At 71.7% G+C, this 14,188-nt stretch carries 18 protein-coding genes and 1 pseudogene; 8 read left to right on the top strand and 11 right to left on the bottom strand.

Annotated elements, in window-relative coordinates; translation table 11 throughout:
- Nucleotides 1-204: 204 nt before the first annotated feature.
- Nucleotides 205-852, top strand: a complete 648-nt coding sequence (locus ACGFU6_RS19670; protein ID WP_363024278.1) for a TetR family transcriptional regulator — start codon at nucleotides 205-207, stop codon at nucleotides 850-852.
- 157 nt (nucleotides 853-1,009) lie between these two features.
- On the opposite strand, the gene ACGFU6_RS19665 is transcribed toward ACGFU6_RS19670, so the two are convergent.
- Together ACGFU6_RS19665 and ACGFU6_RS19660 are read right to left on the bottom strand one after the other, a co-directional pair.
- Complete coding sequence (locus tag ACGFU6_RS19665) at nucleotides 1,010-1,507, bottom strand: nitroreductase family deazaflavin-dependent oxidoreductase (protein ID WP_393612357.1); 498 nt, start codon at nucleotides 1,505-1,507, stop codon at nucleotides 1,010-1,012.
- Nucleotides 1,507-2,745: an acyl-CoA dehydrogenase family protein gene (locus tag ACGFU6_RS19660; protein ID WP_393612356.1), complete on the bottom strand. Its 1,239-nt coding sequence runs from the start codon at nucleotides 2,743-2,745 to the stop codon at nucleotides 1,507-1,509. The genes ACGFU6_RS19665 and ACGFU6_RS19660 overlap by 1 nt, the downstream gene beginning before the upstream one ends.
- A 164-nt stretch (nucleotides 2,746-2,909) precedes the next feature.
- Between ACGFU6_RS19660 and ACGFU6_RS19655 the strand changes: the two genes are divergently transcribed.
- Complete coding sequence (locus tag ACGFU6_RS19655; RefSeq protein ID WP_393612354.1) at nucleotides 2,910-4,079, top strand: acetyl-CoA acetyltransferase; 1,170 nt, start codon at nucleotides 2,910-2,912, stop codon at nucleotides 4,077-4,079.
- A 7-nt stretch (nucleotides 4,080-4,086) separates the two neighbouring features.
- Here ACGFU6_RS19655 and ACGFU6_RS19650 read toward each other — a convergent pair whose 3' ends face one another.
- Both ACGFU6_RS19650 and ACGFU6_RS19645 read right to left on the bottom strand, forming a co-directional pair.
- Nucleotides 4,087-4,491: a type II toxin-antitoxin system VapC family toxin gene (locus ACGFU6_RS19650; protein ID WP_393612352.1), complete on the bottom strand. Its 405-nt coding sequence runs from the start codon at nucleotides 4,489-4,491 to the stop codon at nucleotides 4,087-4,089.
- Nucleotides 4,484-4,762, bottom strand: a complete 279-nt coding sequence (locus tag ACGFU6_RS19645) for a type II toxin-antitoxin system Phd/YefM family antitoxin (RefSeq protein WP_123524299.1) — start codon at nucleotides 4,760-4,762, stop codon at nucleotides 4,484-4,486. The genes ACGFU6_RS19650 and ACGFU6_RS19645 overlap by 8 nt, the downstream gene beginning before the upstream one ends.
- A gap of 102 nt (nucleotides 4,763-4,864) precedes the next feature.
- Here ACGFU6_RS19645 and ACGFU6_RS19640 point away from each other — a divergent pair, with 102 nt between their 5' ends.
- Nucleotides 4,865-5,578: a pyridoxal 5'-phosphate synthase gene (locus ACGFU6_RS19640; RefSeq protein WP_393612350.1), complete on the top strand. Its 714-nt coding sequence runs from the start codon at nucleotides 4,865-4,867 to the stop codon at nucleotides 5,576-5,578.
- A gap of 26 nt (nucleotides 5,579-5,604) precedes the next feature.
- On the opposite strand, the gene ACGFU6_RS19635 is transcribed toward ACGFU6_RS19640, so the two are convergent.
- Together ACGFU6_RS19635 and ACGFU6_RS19630 are read right to left on the bottom strand one after the other, a co-directional pair.
- Entirely contained in the window at nucleotides 5,605-5,793 is a 189-nt protein-coding gene (locus tag ACGFU6_RS19635) for a ferredoxin (RefSeq protein WP_393612644.1), read from the bottom strand.
- Nucleotides 5,794-5,849: 56 nt separating this feature from the next.
- Nucleotides 5,850-7,112: a cytochrome P450 gene (locus ACGFU6_RS19630; protein WP_393612348.1), complete on the bottom strand. Its 1,263-nt coding sequence runs from the start codon at nucleotides 7,110-7,112 to the stop codon at nucleotides 5,850-5,852.
- Between the two features lie 197 nt (nucleotides 7,113-7,309).
- Here ACGFU6_RS19630 and htpX point away from each other — a divergent pair, with 197 nt between their 5' ends.
- Nucleotides 7,310-8,221: a zinc metalloprotease HtpX gene (gene htpX / locus ACGFU6_RS19625; protein ID WP_393612347.1), complete on the top strand. Its 912-nt coding sequence runs from the start codon at nucleotides 7,310-7,312 to the stop codon at nucleotides 8,219-8,221.
- A gap of 41 nt (nucleotides 8,222-8,262) precedes the next feature.
- Nucleotides 8,263-8,847, top strand: coding sequence for a hypothetical protein (locus tag ACGFU6_RS19620; protein ID WP_393612345.1), 585 nt, complete (start codon nucleotides 8,263-8,265; stop codon nucleotides 8,845-8,847).
- A gap of 49 nt (nucleotides 8,848-8,896) precedes the next feature.
- Here ACGFU6_RS19620 and ACGFU6_RS19615 read toward each other — a convergent pair whose 3' ends face one another.
- Complete coding sequence (locus ACGFU6_RS19615; protein WP_393612344.1) at nucleotides 8,897-9,148, bottom strand: DUF397 domain-containing protein; 252 nt, start codon at nucleotides 9,146-9,148, stop codon at nucleotides 8,897-8,899.
- A complete protein-coding gene (locus ACGFU6_RS19610) occupies nucleotides 9,145-9,921 on the bottom strand; it encodes a Scr1 family TA system antitoxin-like transcriptional regulator (protein WP_393612342.1) in 777 nt (258 codons plus the stop codon). Before ACGFU6_RS19610 ends, ACGFU6_RS19615 begins: the two co-directional genes overlap by 4 nt.
- A gap of 122 nt (nucleotides 9,922-10,043) precedes the next feature.
- Between ACGFU6_RS19610 and ACGFU6_RS19605 the strand changes: the two genes are divergently transcribed.
- On the top strand, nucleotides 10,044-10,448 hold the full coding sequence (locus ACGFU6_RS19605) for a hypothetical protein (RefSeq protein WP_393612340.1): 405 nt from the start codon (nucleotides 10,044-10,046) through the stop codon (nucleotides 10,446-10,448).
- Between the two features lie 37 nt (nucleotides 10,449-10,485).
- Nucleotides 10,486-11,076, top strand: coding sequence for a DUF1707 domain-containing protein (locus tag ACGFU6_RS19600; protein WP_393612339.1), 591 nt, complete (start codon nucleotides 10,486-10,488; stop codon nucleotides 11,074-11,076).
- A 15-nt stretch (nucleotides 11,077-11,091) separates the two neighbouring features.
- Here the strand turns inward: ACGFU6_RS19600 and ACGFU6_RS19595 are convergent, their stop codons facing one another.
- Together ACGFU6_RS19595 and ACGFU6_RS19590 are read right to left on the bottom strand one after the other, a co-directional pair.
- The gene (locus tag ACGFU6_RS19595; protein ID WP_393612338.1) at nucleotides 11,092-11,874 is read right to left on the bottom strand and encodes a thioesterase family protein; all 783 of its coding nucleotides are present in this window, start codon (nucleotides 11,872-11,874) and stop codon (nucleotides 11,092-11,094) included.
- Nucleotides 11,875-11,953: 79 nt separating this feature from the next.
- Nucleotides 11,954-13,006 (bottom strand): annotated as a pseudogene (locus ACGFU6_RS19590) (zinc-binding dehydrogenase).
- A gap of 137 nt (nucleotides 13,007-13,143) precedes the next feature.
- On the opposite strand from ACGFU6_RS19590, the gene ACGFU6_RS19585 reads away from it, so the two are divergent.
- Nucleotides 13,144-13,701 carry a TetR/AcrR family transcriptional regulator gene (locus tag ACGFU6_RS19585; RefSeq protein ID WP_393612642.1) on the top strand — a complete coding sequence of 186 codons (558 nt, stop codon included), beginning with the start codon at nucleotides 13,144-13,146 and terminating at the stop codon, nucleotides 13,699-13,701.
- 76 nt (nucleotides 13,702-13,777) lie between these two features.
- Here the strand turns inward: ACGFU6_RS19585 and ACGFU6_RS19580 are convergent, their stop codons facing one another.
- Nucleotides 13,778-14,161 carry a Zn-ribbon domain-containing OB-fold protein gene (locus ACGFU6_RS19580; protein ID WP_393612640.1) on the bottom strand — a complete coding sequence of 128 codons (384 nt, stop codon included), beginning with the start codon at nucleotides 14,159-14,161 and terminating at the stop codon, nucleotides 13,778-13,780.
- Nucleotides 14,162-14,188: the final 27 nt, after the last annotated feature.

Raw genomic sequence — 14,188 nt, 5'->3', positions numbered from 1 at the left:
GCCGTTCCGGTGCCGTCACGGAAAGTTATCCACGGAAGTTATCCACAGGCTGTTGATAATACTAATCGGCCTGTGGGGAACGGCGGCAGCGGCACTGCGGGGCACATCGCCGGAAATCCCCGCACTCCCCCCACCATTCCTGCGGCCCGCCCCATTTGCAGTCGGCCGAATCGCGCTCCGATCACCCGTCGGTAAGCTGACGGCATGACAGGACAAGTACGCACCGTCGACGGCCGCGTGGCCGGCCGACGCGGACAGGCGACGCGGCAGAAGCTGCTCGACTGCCTCAGCGAGATGCTCAGTTCCTCGCCGTACCGGGACGTCAAAGTCATCGACGTCGCCCGGAAGGCGGGGACTTCACCCGCGACCTTCTATCAGTACTTCCCCGACGTCGAGGGCGCCGTCCTCGAGATCGCGGAGGAAATGGCCAAGGAGGGCGCCGGACTGACCGAACTGGTCGCCGGGCGCTCCTGGGTCGGCAAATCGGGCTGGCAGACCGCCGAAGAACTCGTCGAGGGCTTCCTCGACTTCTGGCGGCGCAACGACGCGATCCTTCGCGTGGTCGACCTCGGCGCGGCCGAGGGCGACAAGCGGTTCTACAAGATCCGCATGAAGATCCTGAACTCCGTCACCAACTCCCTTACGGATTCGGTGAAGGAACTCCAGGCCAAGGGCAAGGTGGACAAGGACATCAGCCCCGCGGCGATGGCCGGTTCGCTGGTCGCGATGCTGGCCGCGGTCGCCTCGCACCAGAAGGGCTTCACCACCTGGGGCGTGAAGCAGGCCGAACTCCGGCCGAACCTGGCGCTGTTGGTGCATCTGGGCATCACCGGCAAGAAGCCGACCAAGTAGCGCCCGCGCCGGAATCCCGTACTGGGTGACGCGCGGTGATCCCGGGCGCCCCAGGTCCTGTCTCACCGACGGCGGACCACCCATGTGGTCCGCCGTCGGTGTATCCGGACACCGCCGCGAGCCGTACCCCCCTCAGCGCCGTGCGCCCCCGCGCCGCTCACCCCGAATCGTCGCGCCGCTCCAGCCGGAACAGCCGGATCTCCCGGTCGATCCGGGCCTGGTACGCCGCGTAGGGCGGCCAGAACCTCAGCGCCGCCTCCCACACCTCGGCGCGCTCCTCCCCCGCCAGCAGCCGGGCCCGTACCGGAATGCCGACGCCCTTCCAGCTGATCACCGGCGCCTCCGGGTGCGCCAGCAGGTTCGCCGTCCAGGCCGGATGCCCCGGACGGCCGAAGTTGCTGCCGACCAGCACCCAGCCGCCCGGACCGCCGTCCCGCCCCACCGGCATACAGGCCAGCGGCGTCGTCCTGAGCTGCCCGCTGCGCGCCCCCGGCACCGTCAGCACCACTCCCGGCAGCATCTGCGCGCTGAGCAGCACCTTTCCCCGGGTGAGCCGGTGGACCGCGCGGTCCATGGCGGGCACGACATGGGGGGCGATCCGCGCGAAGGCCCGCGTGGAGGAGACCTTCTGGACGAGGCGCACACCGGGCGCCATCAGACGGCCACCCGTTCGGCCGGTGCGTCGCCGGCCGGTCCGCGTTCCGCCTCCGCGCCCCCGAAGAGTCCCGCCCGCTGGGCCGCGTGGTCGCGGAGCCGGTGGACGGGGCCCAGGAGCAGTTCGGCGGCGGCGGCCCGCTTGAAGTAGAGCTGCGCCTCGTGCTCCCAGGTGAAGCCGATGCCGCCGTGCAGTTGCACGGCCTCGGCGGTGGTGACGCGCAGGGCCTCCAGCGCCTGGGCGAGGGCGAGCCCGCCGGCCTCCGGGTCCCAGGCCGCGTAGTACGCCGCCGAGCGGGCCGACTGCACCCGGACGTACAGATCGGCCAGCCGGTGCTTCACCGCCTGGAAGGAGCCGATCGCGCGGCCGAACTGCTCGCGCTCCCCGACGTAGGCGACCGTGCGCTCCAGCGCGCTCGCCGCCGCCCCCACCGCCTCGGCGGCGAGCGCGGCAGCGGCGGCGCGGCCTGCCACGGCGAGGGCCTCCGCCGCGTCCACCGTGTCGTCGGCGCCGAGGAGTTCGGCCTCGGTGTCGCGCAGCTGGACCCGGGCGAGCGGCCGGGTCTCGTCCAGCGCGGTCTGCCGGGTGCGGACGAGCCCGGCAGGTGGCTGCGGCCCGTCCGTCCGGACCAGGAACAGCAGGGTGCGGCTGCGCGGGAAGCCGCCCGTGTGCGCGGCGACCAGGAGCAGTCCGGCGCTGTGCCCGTCCAGCACCTGATCGGCCTCCCCGTACAGCCGCCATCCCCCCTCGTCGCCGCCGGCCGGCCTGGCCTGGACGCCGCCCGCCCGGCCGCCGCCCGCCCAGCTGCCGCCGGTCAGGTCGCCGGTGAGGCCGAGGGCGGTGGCGAGCGAGCCGCCCGGGACCGCCAGGGTCGCGGTGAGCCCGCCCGCCGCGATCTCCGGCAGCAGGGCGGCGCGCTGCTCCTCGGTGCCGAGGGCGGCGAGCAGGGGCGCGGCGAGCACGGCGGTGGCGAGCAGCGGCGACGGCAGCAGCGCGCGGCCCGCCTCCTCGCAGACGACGGCCAGCTCGGCGGGGCCGCAGCCGGCGCCGCCGTACTCCTGCGGGAGGGCGAGTCCGGGCAGCCCGAGGTCCTGGGCGAGCCGGCGCCACAGCTCGGCGTCGTAGCCGTCCCGCGTGCCCACCGCGTTCCTGACGTCGTCGGGGCCGCTGTGTCTGGCCAGCAGTTCGCGCAAGGTGCGGCGGATCTCGTCCTGTTCCGCGGTGAAGGCGGCATCCATCGTCGGACTCCTTCCCCTCAGAGGCCGACGGCCTCTGATCTGACGGGGCGTCATGCTAGGGCGGATCCGGCGAGATTCCCAGAGCCGCGCACCTCGATGCCACCCCAGGGGTCAGGCCCCACGAGCCGGTTCACGTCGCCAGAATCTGATGTACCGTCAGATTCATGCCTTCTTCCTCCCGCAAGGTCGCTGTCGTCGGCATATCACTGGCCGACTGCGGACGCGTCGACACGGCGACGCCGTACGCCCTGCACGCCCAGGCCGCCCGCCGGGCGCTGGCCGACTCGGGTCTGGACCGGTCGGTCGTCGACGGTTTCGCCTCCGCCGGGCTCGGCACGCTCGCCCCGGTCGAGGTCGCGGAGTACCTGGGGCTGAAACCCACCTGGGTGGACTCCACCTCGGTCGGCGGATCGACCTGGGAGGTGATGGCGGCCCACGCCGCGGACGCCATCGCGGCGGGCCGCGCCAACGCCGTACTGCTGGTCTACGGGTCGACGGCACGGGCGGACATCAAGGCGGGCCGCCGCACGTCGAACCTCTCCTTCGGGGCCCGGGGCCCGCTCCAGTTCGAGGTGCCGTACGGGCACTCGCTGATCGCCAAGTACGCGATGGCCGCCCGCCGCCACATGCACGAGTACGGCACCACGCTGGAGCAGCTGGCCGAGGTGGCGGTGCGGGCCCGCGCGAACGCGGCGGCCAACCCCGACGCGATGTTCCGCACCCCGGTCACGGTCGACGAGGTGCTGTCGGGCCCGATGATCGCGGACCCGTTCACCAAGCTGCACTGCTGCATCCGCAGCGACGGCGGCTGCGCGGTGCTGCTGGCCGCCGAGGAGTACGTACCGGACACGGCGAAGGACCCGGTCTGGATCCTCGGCACCGGCGAGCACGTCTCGCACTCCGCCATGTCCGAGTGGGACGACTTCACGGTCTCCCCCGCCGCCGTCTCGGGCCGCCTCGCGTTCGAGCGGGCGGGGGTGCGGCCCGCCGAGATCGACCTGGCCGAGATCTACGACGCGTTCACCTACATGACCCTGGTGACGCTGGAGGACCTGGGTTTCTGCGCGAAGGGCGAGGGCGGCGCGTACGTCGAGAAGGGCCGCACCGGCCTGACCGGCGAGCTCCCGGTGAACACGGACGGCGGCGGCCTGTCCGCCTGCCACCCCGGCATGCGCGGGCTGTTCCTGCTGGTGGAGGCGGTACGCCAGCTGCGCGGCGAGGCGGGGGCCCGCCAGGTCCGCAAGGCGGGCGGCCGGCTGCCGGAGCTGGCGGTCGCGTCCGGGACGGGCGGCTGGTTCTGCTCGTCGGGGACGGTGGTGCTCGGGCGGGGGTGAGGCGCGCTCACACGGCGACGACCGTGAGCATCCCTTCGAGCCCCTTGAAGTCGTCCGCGTTACGGGTGAACAGCGGCAGCTCCCTGACGGACGCGATGGAAGCGATCATCAGGTCCATCCGCCGGGGCCGGGGGTTACGGCCTGCGGCGACGACGAGAGACACCAGACTCCCGTAACGGGCGGCAGCTTCTCCATCGAAGGGCAGCGGTTCGAAGTCGGCCACCGCGGCGCCCAGCTTCTCCATCCGTGCCGCCCGCCCGGCCGGGTCCCCAGCCATCGCCACACCTTGCTGAAGCTCGGCCATCGTCACGGCGGTGAGCAACGGAAAGGCCGGCAGATCCTCGGCGCTCAACAGATCGAGATCGATATAGGCGCAGGTGTCGAGCACCCCCGAGCCGAAGCGCTCAGCCACGTGCGCGCTCCCAGGGATCGTCGCCCCCGACGCGGTCCTCATCACCGAAGAGGTCGTCCGCTTCGCGGCGCATCAGCACGGCGTCCACTCGGGGCAGCCGTCGATGCCGGGCCACGAGCTCCTCGGCACTCAGCTTCCGCTTGCGCGTGAGCGGCCTGAGCTCCGCGACCTCTATCCCGTTACGGGTGATGTGGAAGACCTCCCCCTCTTCCACGGCGTTCATGACATCGGCGGAGCTGTTACGGAACTCTCGCTGCGTAATGGTCCTCATACACTCACTGTAGCGCCACGTGTCCCGCCGTGCTACAGCGTGAGGCGGCAAGAGCGCGGTCGTGGCTTCGGTTCCGGCCCGCTCGTGAGGTCCAATGGCCGCATGACCGAAACCGACGCCTCCGCACAGCGCGCCTTCCGCGAGCTGCTCCACGCCCAGCGCGTGTGGGACATCGAGCTGCCCGCCTTCGACCCCGCCGCCGCGCCGGACACCCCTCTCCCCCTCTTCCACGCCTGGTTCGCGGAGGCGGTGGCCGCCGGGCAGGCGGAGCCGCACACCATGACCCTGGCCACGGCCGACGCGGCGGGGCTGCCCGATGTGCGGACCCTGATGCTGCACGACGCGGACGAGCGAGGCTGGCACTTCGCCACCCACGCCACCAGCGCGAAGGGCCGCCAGCTGGCCGCCCGCCCGCACGCCGCGCTCGGCTTCTACTGGCCCGCGCAGGGGCGGCAGGTACGGGTACGGGGTCCGGTCACCGCGTGCCCGGCCGCCGAGAGCCGGGCCGATGTGCACGCCCGGTCCACCGGGGCACTGGCCTCCGCGCTGGTCGGCCGGCAGAGCGAGGTGCTCGGCTCGCCCGAGGAGCTGGCCCGCGCCTCCGACGCCGCCTGGGACCGGGCCCGGGAGGAGCCGGAGGCGGAGGTCGCCGGCTGGACGCGGTACGTGGTCGAACCGTACGAGGTCGAGTTCTTCCAGGGCGACGCGCGGCGCCGGCACATCAGGCTGCGCTACCACCGGGAGGCCGGGACCGGGACCGGGGCGGCGGGGGCGGGGGCCGCCGGGGCCTGGCAGCGGGAGCTGCTCTGGCCCTGACGGCCGCTGGTCGGTCGCCGGAGCGCTCAGTTCACCGTGATCGCCTGCACGGGACAGGCACGGGCCGCCTCCCCGACCATGGGACCGGCGAGGGCGTCTCCCGGTTCGGGCAGCAGCTCGCTGAACCCGTCGTCGTCCTGGGTGAACACCCTGGGCGCGGCGAGCGCGCACTGCCCCGCGCCGATGCACACGTCCTTGTCAATATCGATCTTCAGCGTCATCTGCACCTCGCCGGATTCTTCGTTCGGATGTCGGTCGCCCCGGATGCCGGTCACCAGGTGACGGGCAGTTCCAGCAGCCCCTGGATCGTGTCCCCCGGCTTGAACGGGACGTCCTCGGCGGGCACCGCCAGCCGCAGGCCGGGAAGGCGCTCGAAGAGGGCGGGCAGCGCGATCTCCAGCTCGGCCCGTGCCAGGTTCTGGCCCAGACACTGGTGGATGCCGAAGCCGAACGCGACGTGGTTGCGCGCGTTGCGGCCGAGGTCCAGCTCGTCGGGCGACGGGTACACGGACTCGTCCCGGTTGATCACCGACGTGGACAGCAGGACGCCGTCCCCCGCCCGCACGGTCACCCCGCCCACCTCGATGTCCTCGACGGCCACCCGCGACAGGCCGTCCGCGATGGACAGGAACCGCAGCAGCTCCTCCACCGCGGCGGGCATCCCGCTGCCGGGGGCATCATCGGTGGAGGCACCGGCGGCGCGCAGTAGGGCCAGCTGTTCCGGGTGCTGGAGAAGGGTGAAGGTGCCCAGCGAGATCATGTTCGCGGTCGTCTCGTGACCGGCCACGAGCAGGATCTCGGCCAGCCGCACCAGCTCCTCGGTGTCCACGGCGCCGGTCTCCAGCTGCTTGACGATCAGCTCGTCGAGCAGCCCCTCGCCGGGATCGCGCCGCTTGTACTCGATCAGTCCCCGGAAGTACTCGTCGAGGGCGTCCCGCGCGGCCTCGACGTCGGAGGCCTCGGGGCCGCGGAGCAGCTTGCGCGACTGCGCCTCGAAGAAGTCGTGGTCCGCGTAGGGCACGCCGAGCAGCGCGCAGATGACCATCGAGGGCACCGGCAGCGCGAAGGCGTTGACCAGGTCGGCCGTCGGCCCCTGTTCGACCATCGCGTCGAGCAGGCCGTCCACGGTCGCCCGGATCTGCGGCCGCAGCGCCGCCGTCCGCCTGACCGTGAAACTCGGGATGAGCATCCGGCGCTGGGCGTTGTGCTCGGGATCGTCGACGCCGATCAGCTCGACGCGCCGCTGGGTGGTCTCGGCCTGCCGCTTGACGAACAGCGGGAACTCGGGGTGTTCCCGGTCGGACGACAGCCTGGGGTCCACCAGGAGCGACCGTGCCTCGGCGTGACCGGTCACCAGCCACACCGTCCGGCCGGTGTAGAGACGGACGGGGGTCACCGACTGCTGGCCCCGGCTCTCGCTCGGATATCCCGTCGGCGGGTGGTAGGGGCAGCTGCGGTTCTGCGGAAAGGCGACGGTTTCGGTGTCGGTGCCGGTCTTGGTGACGACCTGCTTCTCGGTGTCGGTCTCTGCCATGGAGGACCTCGCAAAGAGATGGGGGAGTCCTGCCGATCACCCACCACTAGATGCCCCAGGCACCTAATTGGGCTAGGCGTAGTTCGGCCAAATCCCCCGTACCGGACTCGCCCGTCATGGCTCGTACAGCGCTGCCCTTATCCCATTTCAACCGCCGAGGAGCACTATGGGAAGCAGATGAGGACTGGAGGTCACCCATGACCCGAACCCGTAGCCGGTACGCCTCGGACCGCGGTCTCACCACACGCATGGTCACCACCATGTTCCTGATCGGCCTGCTGTACGTGGTCCTGGTCGGCGTACTGCTCGCCGTGCTGCGCGGTGCCTGGCCGATCATCCTGATCATCACCGGGGGCATGTTCATCGCCCAGTTCTGGTTCAGCGACCGCATCGCGGCCTTCAGCATGGGCGCCCGCGAGGTGACGCCCGAGCAGGCGCCGGAGCTGCACGGCGCGATCGACCGCATCTGCGCCCTGGCCGACATGCCGAAACCACGGGTGGCCATCGCCGAGAGCGATGTCCCGAACGCGTTCGCCACCGGCCGCAGCGAGAAGTCGGCCCTCGTCTGCGCGACCACGGGACTGCTGCGCAGACTGGAGCCCGAGGAGCTGGAAGGCGTACTCGCCCACGAGATGTCGCACGTCGCGCACCGTGACGTCGCCGTCATGACGATCGCCTCGTTCCTCGGCGTACTCGCGGGCATCATCACCCGGGTCGCCCTGTGGGGCGGGTTCTCCCGCAACAGCCGGAGCAACGACCCCGTCGGCATCGCGATCATGCTGATTCCACTGATCAGCGCCGTGGTCTACGCGCTGAGCTTCCTGCTGACCCGGCTGCTGTCTCGCTACCGCGAGCTGTCCGCCGACCGCACCGCCGCACTGCTCACCGGCCGCCCCTCGGCCCTGGCCTCCGCCCTCACCAAGGTGAGCGGCCAGATGGCCCGGATCCCGACGGAGGACCTGCGGAAGGCGGAGCCGTACAACGCCTTCTACTTCGTCCCGGCCTTCTCCTCCAAGGAGAGCCTGAGCCGGCTGCTCTCCTCGCACCCGACCCTCGAACAGCGCCTCGACCAGCTGTCCCGCATCTCCGCCGACCTGTCCCGTCCCTGAACGCCGGCCTGTCCGGTCCCCGAACCCCAAGGAGTACGCCCGTGGGCCTGCTCGACACCATCCTGGGCCGCAGCAAACCGGTCCGCCCGGACCTCGACCAGCTCTTCGCCGTCCCGTCGGCCGCGCTCACCCTCCAGGCGGCGACGGGCTTCGTCCCGACCGGCCTCGGCTCGGTGTGCTTCGCGGGGGTGGAGGGCGCCACGTTCGCCCGCATCCAGCAGGACGTACGGGAGCTGCTGGACGCGGACACCGCGAGCGGCGGCATCCCGGTGGAGTTCAGCCGGGACTCCTACGGCTACACCTGGCTGCTCGCCAGCCAGCCCGCCGAGGACACCGCCGCACTGGTCAACGACCTGCACGCGGTCAACACCCTGCTCCAGGACGGCGGCTTCGGCCCGCAGCTGCTCTGCTCCCTCATCGCCTTCCGCGACGACCAGGACCGCCCGCTGGCCCTGGTCTACCTCTACAAACGGGGCACGTTCTACCCGTTCGCCCCGGTGCCGGGCAGCGGCGAGAAGCGCGACAACCAACTGGAGCTGCAGACCCGGGCCGCCCTCGGCGACGACCTGCGCGTGGAGAAGGACCTGGCCCGGTGGTTCCCGGTGTGGGGGGCGCCGGGACTGTGAGGGCCGACGCGCGTGGAACTCCGCTGTGCGCCAGGCCTGGACGTGCGGGTCAGCCGTTGAGCGTCGCGTGCCCCAGGAACGCGGTCCAGGCGGCGGGGGCGACCGCGAAGGCCGGGCCGTCGGTGACCTTGGAGTCGCGGACGTGGACGGTGTGGGGGCAGGTGGCGACCTCGACGCAGGCCTCGCCCTCATTGTTGCTGTAGCTGGACTTGTGCCAGTCGTAGGCGACTTCGATGCAGGCTTCGCCTTCGTTGCCGCTGTAGCTGGACTTGAACCAGGTCAGTCCGGGTCCGTGGTTCACAGTTGTCTCACCTTCGTCTCGATGATCTCCACGGACTTCCAGGGGTTGAGCGCCTGCGCCCGCAGGATTCCGAAGAGGTCGAGCTGGTCGCTCACTTGCTCCGGCTTCGAGATCAACCTACCGCCGCCCTGAGCCTCCGCGAACAGCAGATTGCGCCCTTCCGAGGTGGACATCAGCTGCATCGGCCCGTTCAGCCCCGCGTGCGTGTGCTGGTTCGAGGGCATCACCTGGACCGTCAGGTGGTTGAACCGCTCAATGCAGTCCAGCACGTGGAGCAGTTGCTCCTTCAGCACCTCCGGCCCACCGAGCGTCCGGTCGAGCACCGACTCCTCGATCACGTACCCGACGCGTGGCGGCGGGGTGCGGCGCAGCACTGCCTGGCGTTCCAGCCGCGCTTCGACGTACCGGACCACCTGAGCCTCGGTGTACGCCGGTACGCGCGCCCGATACAGCGCGTACGCGTATGCCTCCGTCTGAAGCAGGCCCGGGATCAGCATCGTCTCGTACGCGCTGATGACGCGCGCGAGCCGCTCCAGCTTCGCCCAGTCCAGGAACTTCGGCGGGTACTTCTCCCCGTCCACCAGATCGCAACACGCCTTCAGCGCGCCGCCCGCGTCCAGGGCCTTGTCCCCGTCGTGCAGGAATTCGAGGGACGGGATGCGCTCCGCCCGTTCGTACGCCCCCAGCAGGGATTCCGACATCAGCAGCTTCTCCGCCGCTTCCTTCTGGGTCAGCCCCGCGCGCACCCGATGGATGCGAATGAGGTCCCCCACAAGCTTTCGCACCTGCGACGTCTCGTTGCTCGTCACCACTGTCACCACCGTTCCCACCACATCACCGGATGTGGCACGTGCCTGACTGGTCACGCTACGCAGTCACCGCGATGCTCGTAGGTATGACGAGCAAGAATCTCCCCGAATGGGTACCCGCCTCGGGGCTCCAACTGCACCTGTCCGGCATCCACTTCGACGCGATCCGGTTGCGCGGGGTGCGGGGCGAGGCGGTGCTGCACCATCTGGCCACCCTCACCGACGGCGATCCGGGGCCCGTCGTCCGGGAGATCGCGGGGGCGCGGTGGACGTATTTCCTGCTGGCCCCCGGCACGAGCCGGGACTTCGACTGGCCGCCCGGCGCGAAGTGCTTCGGCCCCGCCGCCCGCGACCAGTACGTGGGGATTCCCGCGCCGGACGGCAACACGTACCCGCTGAGCTGGCGGTGCGGGGCCCCGGACGCCGGGGACTTCGTGGACGCGGAGCTGCTGCACGGAGTGGTGACGGCCCAACTCGTGCCGGAGGAGTGACCGGCCCGGGCCGCAGGGTCTCCGTATCATCAGGTGCATGACTGCAGAGCCCTCGCGATCCGCCGGCCGTATGCGTGCCTCCGACGCCGACCGCGAGGCGGTCGTGGAGCAGTTGAGGGAGGCGGCGGCCGACGGCCGGATCGACCTCGACGAGCTGGGCATCCGGCTGGAGCAGGCACTTTCGGCCAAGACGCGCGGCGAGCTCGTGCCGCTCACCGACGACCTCGGGCCCGCCGTGTTCGACTCGGGCGAACCACTGACCCTCCAGGGCGGCGTCCACGGCGCGGAGCGCACGGGCGTGTGGAAGGTGCCGCCGCTCATCCGGGCGATCGGCGGCATGGGCGGCGTACGCCTCGACTTCACGCGGGCGGAGTGCCGGCTGCGCGAGATCGAGGTGGACGTGGACGCGCAGATGGCGGGCGTGCGGATAGTCGTCCCGGTGGGCTGGAAGGCGGAGACTGACGGGCTCGATCCAGCCATGGGCGGCTTCAAGGACAAGACCGAGGGCGACCGGCTGCCCGGCACGCCGGTCATCCGGGTCACCGGGACCTGCGGGATGGGCGGCGTCGTCATCCGTAACCCCAACGTCCGCGAGCGCCGCAGGCAGCGCAAGGAACTCGGGAGCTGAACCGCCCGCACCGGCCTACACTGGCCGGACGGTGAGGATCTGCTGCGCGTGACCGACCGGCCCGTTGACGTCGTGCAGGACGGTGCTGGTGATGCCCTGCCCTGTGGGGCCGAACACCACCGTGGTGTCCAGTCCGGTCCAGCGGCCCTCGGGGGCGCGGTGGAGGTGGATCGTCAGGTCCACGTTGGGGAATATCCACTCGGTGGGCGCCTGGCGCACCGCGATGCCGTTGGCCGTGTCGACGAGCGCGACGTAGGACGCGAGCGGGCTCGCCTGCTCACCCGCGACGAGGTCGAGGGGCGTCGAGATCCACGCGGTGGTACGGCCCGGCCGCGACGGCGCGAGCGGGCGGACGTCGATGGACGCGATGTAGCCGCCGGGCCAGAGCTCGGCCATCGGCCAGGGCGCGAGTTCCCCGGGAGCCGTGAGCCTGTCGGCGGCGCCGCCCGCGACGGCGGCCGTGTCGACGGCGGCGAGGCACCAGGCCCTGGCGCGCACGACGGGGCGGTCCCCGATGAGGGCGACGGCCTCGACCAGTTCGATGGTGCGGCCGGGCCGGATGGTCTCGACCCGGATCTCGCACTCGTCCAGGGCGAGCCGGCCCAGGATGTCGAAGCTGATCCGGGACAGCAGCAGGCTCTCCCCCGGCCGGTCGGCCAGGTGGCGGTCAATGGCGTGCACGATGAGGCCGCCGAGCGGGCTGAAGTGCACTTCGTCCGTGCTCCACGCGCCGCTCGCGTGGGCGGTGGGCTTGAAGCGGTGGTCGTCGGTGCGCTCGTAGTAACTGCCGGTGCTCATCGGTGCTTCCCTCGCGGCCGTACGGATCAAGGAACCCTCAGCCTGACACCGCACGGCCGCCGCCCTGCGCCCGGGTCCCTCAGGCAGGTCCTGCGGCACCGGGACGCATGACGATCTTTCCCACGTGCCCCCTGCGGGAGAGCTCCTCCTGCGCCTCGGCGGCCCGGTCCAGCGGGAAGGCGGCGGCGATGACGGGCTGGACCTCCGCCCGGCGGGCCAGGTCCATGAGGAGGGCGAAGTGCCGGGGCGTGTGCATGGCGGAACCGATGACCTGGGCGTTGTGCAGGTAGAGACGGCGCACGTCAAAGCTCACGCCGTACCCGCCGAGTGCGCCCGCGATGACCCACCGGCCGCCCTCACGCAGCAGCGGCAGCCCCTCGTTCACGAGTTCGCCGGCCACGACGTCGAGCGCGACGTCGATGCCTTCCGGGGCGGCGGCGCGGATCTATCCGGCGATGTCTCCCGCACGGTCGACGACCGCGTGCGCGCCGGCCGCCCGCACCGCTTCGATCTTGGGTCCGCTGCTGATGGCGAGGACCCTCGCGCCGCGCGCACGGGCGATCTGCACCAGCGCGAGGCCGACCCCGCCGGACGCTCCCGAGACCAGGGCGGTCTCCCCCTTCCGCAGCCGGCCCCGCTCGATCATGCCCAGCGCGGTGCCGTAGGCGGTCGGCAGTGCCGCGAGCTGGTCGTCCGTGAGCGGGGATTCCGTCACGTCGTGCACGCGCTCCACGGGCGCGGTCACGTACTCGGCGTACCCGCCGTCGCGCTCACTCCCCATCAGGCCCACCGGGTTGGCGTCGGGCCCCTCGGTGTCGTAGATCGCGGGGTCGACGACCACGCGGCGTCCGACGAGGCTCCCCGCCGCTCCGGTCCCGACGGCCACGACGCGGCCCGCCACATCGGCGCCCTGGATACGGGGGAAGTCGATCGGGCCGCGCCAGCCCGACTTCGCCTCCGGGTCCCCCGGACGCCCGTAGGCGCCCTCCCGCGTCCACAGGTCGGTGTTGCCGACCCGGACCAGCACCCCTCCTGTCCCCGGGGCAGGGATGGCGACCTCCGCCGGCTCAAGGACCTCCGGGCCCCCGTGCCCCGTGATCCGCACCGCTCGCATGAACTGGGACTCACCCATCGCTTGAACATCCTCGCAGGTATACTGATCTGTGAACACGTTCCACCGTACACCGATCAGTGAAGGAGTTCGCAGTGACGGATCTCGCAGGGCAGGAGTCCGCGGGACTGGAGCCCTCGAAGGCGGAAGCGCGGCCCGTGACGGCGGCCGGTCTCCGTATCGTGGCGGCCGCTGAGGAGCTGTTCTACGAGCGCGGGATCACGGCGGTCGGCGTGGACCTGATCGCCGAGCACTCCGGGGTGACCAAGCGGACCCTGTACAACCAGTTCGGTTCGAAGGACAACCTCGTGGCGGCCTATCTCACGGGCCGCGACCAGCGCTGGCGGGCGCTCGTCCGCGCCGCCGTCGACGCCTGCGGCACTCCCGCCGAGGCCGTCACCGCACCCTTCGACGCGCTGCGGACCTGGAGCGGGGCCAACACCCGCGGCTGCGCCTTCATCAACGCGCTGGCCGAGCTGCCGGACCCGTCACATCCCGCACACCGCATCGCAGCGAACCAGAAACTCTGGCTGCTGGACCTGTTCAGGGAACTCTCCGCCGCCGCCGGCTGCTCACACCCGGCCACCCTCGCCATCCAGCTCCTCGTCCTGCACGAGGGCGCCGTCGCCACCCAGCCCCTCCCGTTCGACAGCTTCCCGGAGAGCATCGCCCTGGCGCGGGCCCTGGTACGGGCCGACGCGTCGCCCGGCCGGTAGAGCGCTTTCGGCGAGGCGCGCCGATGCCCCGCTCAGCCGGACCTCGCGGCCCGGGCCGCGATCGGCCGTACGCGGCCTACGGCCGGAACACCGCCACCGCCTCGCGCCCCTCCTCCTGCCGGAACGTCACCCGCAGCTCCATCCCGACGGCGAGCGCGGACTCCTCGCACTCCACGACCTCCGTCATCATCCGCGGCCCCTCGGCCAGGTCGACGACGGCCGCGACGTACGGCACGCGGCCGCCGAACGGCGGCAGGTCGTTGCGGTGGACGACGGACCAGGTGTAGAGCGTGGCCCGGCCGCTGGCCCGTTCCCAGTCGACGTCCTCGCTCCAGCAGTGCGGGCAGAACTCGCGCGGGTAGTGGTGCGCCCGGCCGCAGGCCCGGCAGCGGCGCAGCAGCAGCCGGCCCTCGGCGGCGGCGTCCCAGTAGGGGCGCGTGGAGGCGTCCGGCTCGGGCAGGTCGTAGCGGGGCGCCGGTGTGAGGGC

This window comes from Streptomyces sp. NPDC048462 (assembly GCF_043200175.1).
GTDB lineage: Bacteria > Actinomycetota > Actinomycetes > Streptomycetales > Streptomycetaceae > Streptomyces.
Note: the sequence above shows the minus strand (reverse complement) of the source record. Positions and strands in the feature narration are given on the sequence as shown.

Excerpts from the sequence above, each read along its gene's own strand:
- ACGFU6_RS19670 (WP_363024278.1), top strand. The coding sequence starts at position 205 with ATGACAGGACAAGTACGCACCGTCGACGGCCGCGTGGCCGGCCGACGC.
- ACGFU6_RS19665 (WP_393612357.1), bottom strand. The coding sequence starts at position 1,507 with ATGGCGCCCGGTGTGCGCCTCGTCCAGAAGGTCTCCTCCACGCGGGCC.
- ACGFU6_RS19660 (WP_393612356.1), bottom strand. The coding sequence starts at position 2,745 with ATGGATGCCGCCTTCACCGCGGAACAGGACGAGATCCGCCGCACCTTG.
- ACGFU6_RS19655 (WP_393612354.1), top strand. The coding sequence starts at position 2,910 with ATGCCTTCTTCCTCCCGCAAGGTCGCTGTCGTCGGCATATCACTGGCC.
- ACGFU6_RS19645 (WP_123524299.1), bottom strand. The coding sequence starts at position 4,762 with ATGAGGACCATTACGCAGCGAGAGTTCCGTAACAGCTCCGCCGATGTC.
- ACGFU6_RS19640 (WP_393612350.1), top strand. The coding sequence starts at position 4,865 with ATGACCGAAACCGACGCCTCCGCACAGCGCGCCTTCCGCGAGCTGCTC.
- ACGFU6_RS19630 (WP_393612348.1), bottom strand. The coding sequence starts at position 7,112 with ATGGCAGAGACCGACACCGAGAAGCAGGTCGTCACCAAGACCGGCACC.
- htpX (WP_393612347.1), top strand. The coding sequence starts at position 7,310 with ATGACCCGAACCCGTAGCCGGTACGCCTCGGACCGCGGTCTCACCACA.
- ACGFU6_RS19605 (WP_393612340.1), top strand. The coding sequence starts at position 10,044 with ATGACGAGCAAGAATCTCCCCGAATGGGTACCCGCCTCGGGGCTCCAA.
- ACGFU6_RS19600 (WP_393612339.1), top strand. The coding sequence starts at position 10,486 with ATGACTGCAGAGCCCTCGCGATCCGCCGGCCGTATGCGTGCCTCCGAC.
- ACGFU6_RS19595 (WP_393612338.1), bottom strand. The coding sequence starts at position 11,874 with ATGAGCACCGGCAGTTACTACGAGCGCACCGACGACCACCGCTTCAAG.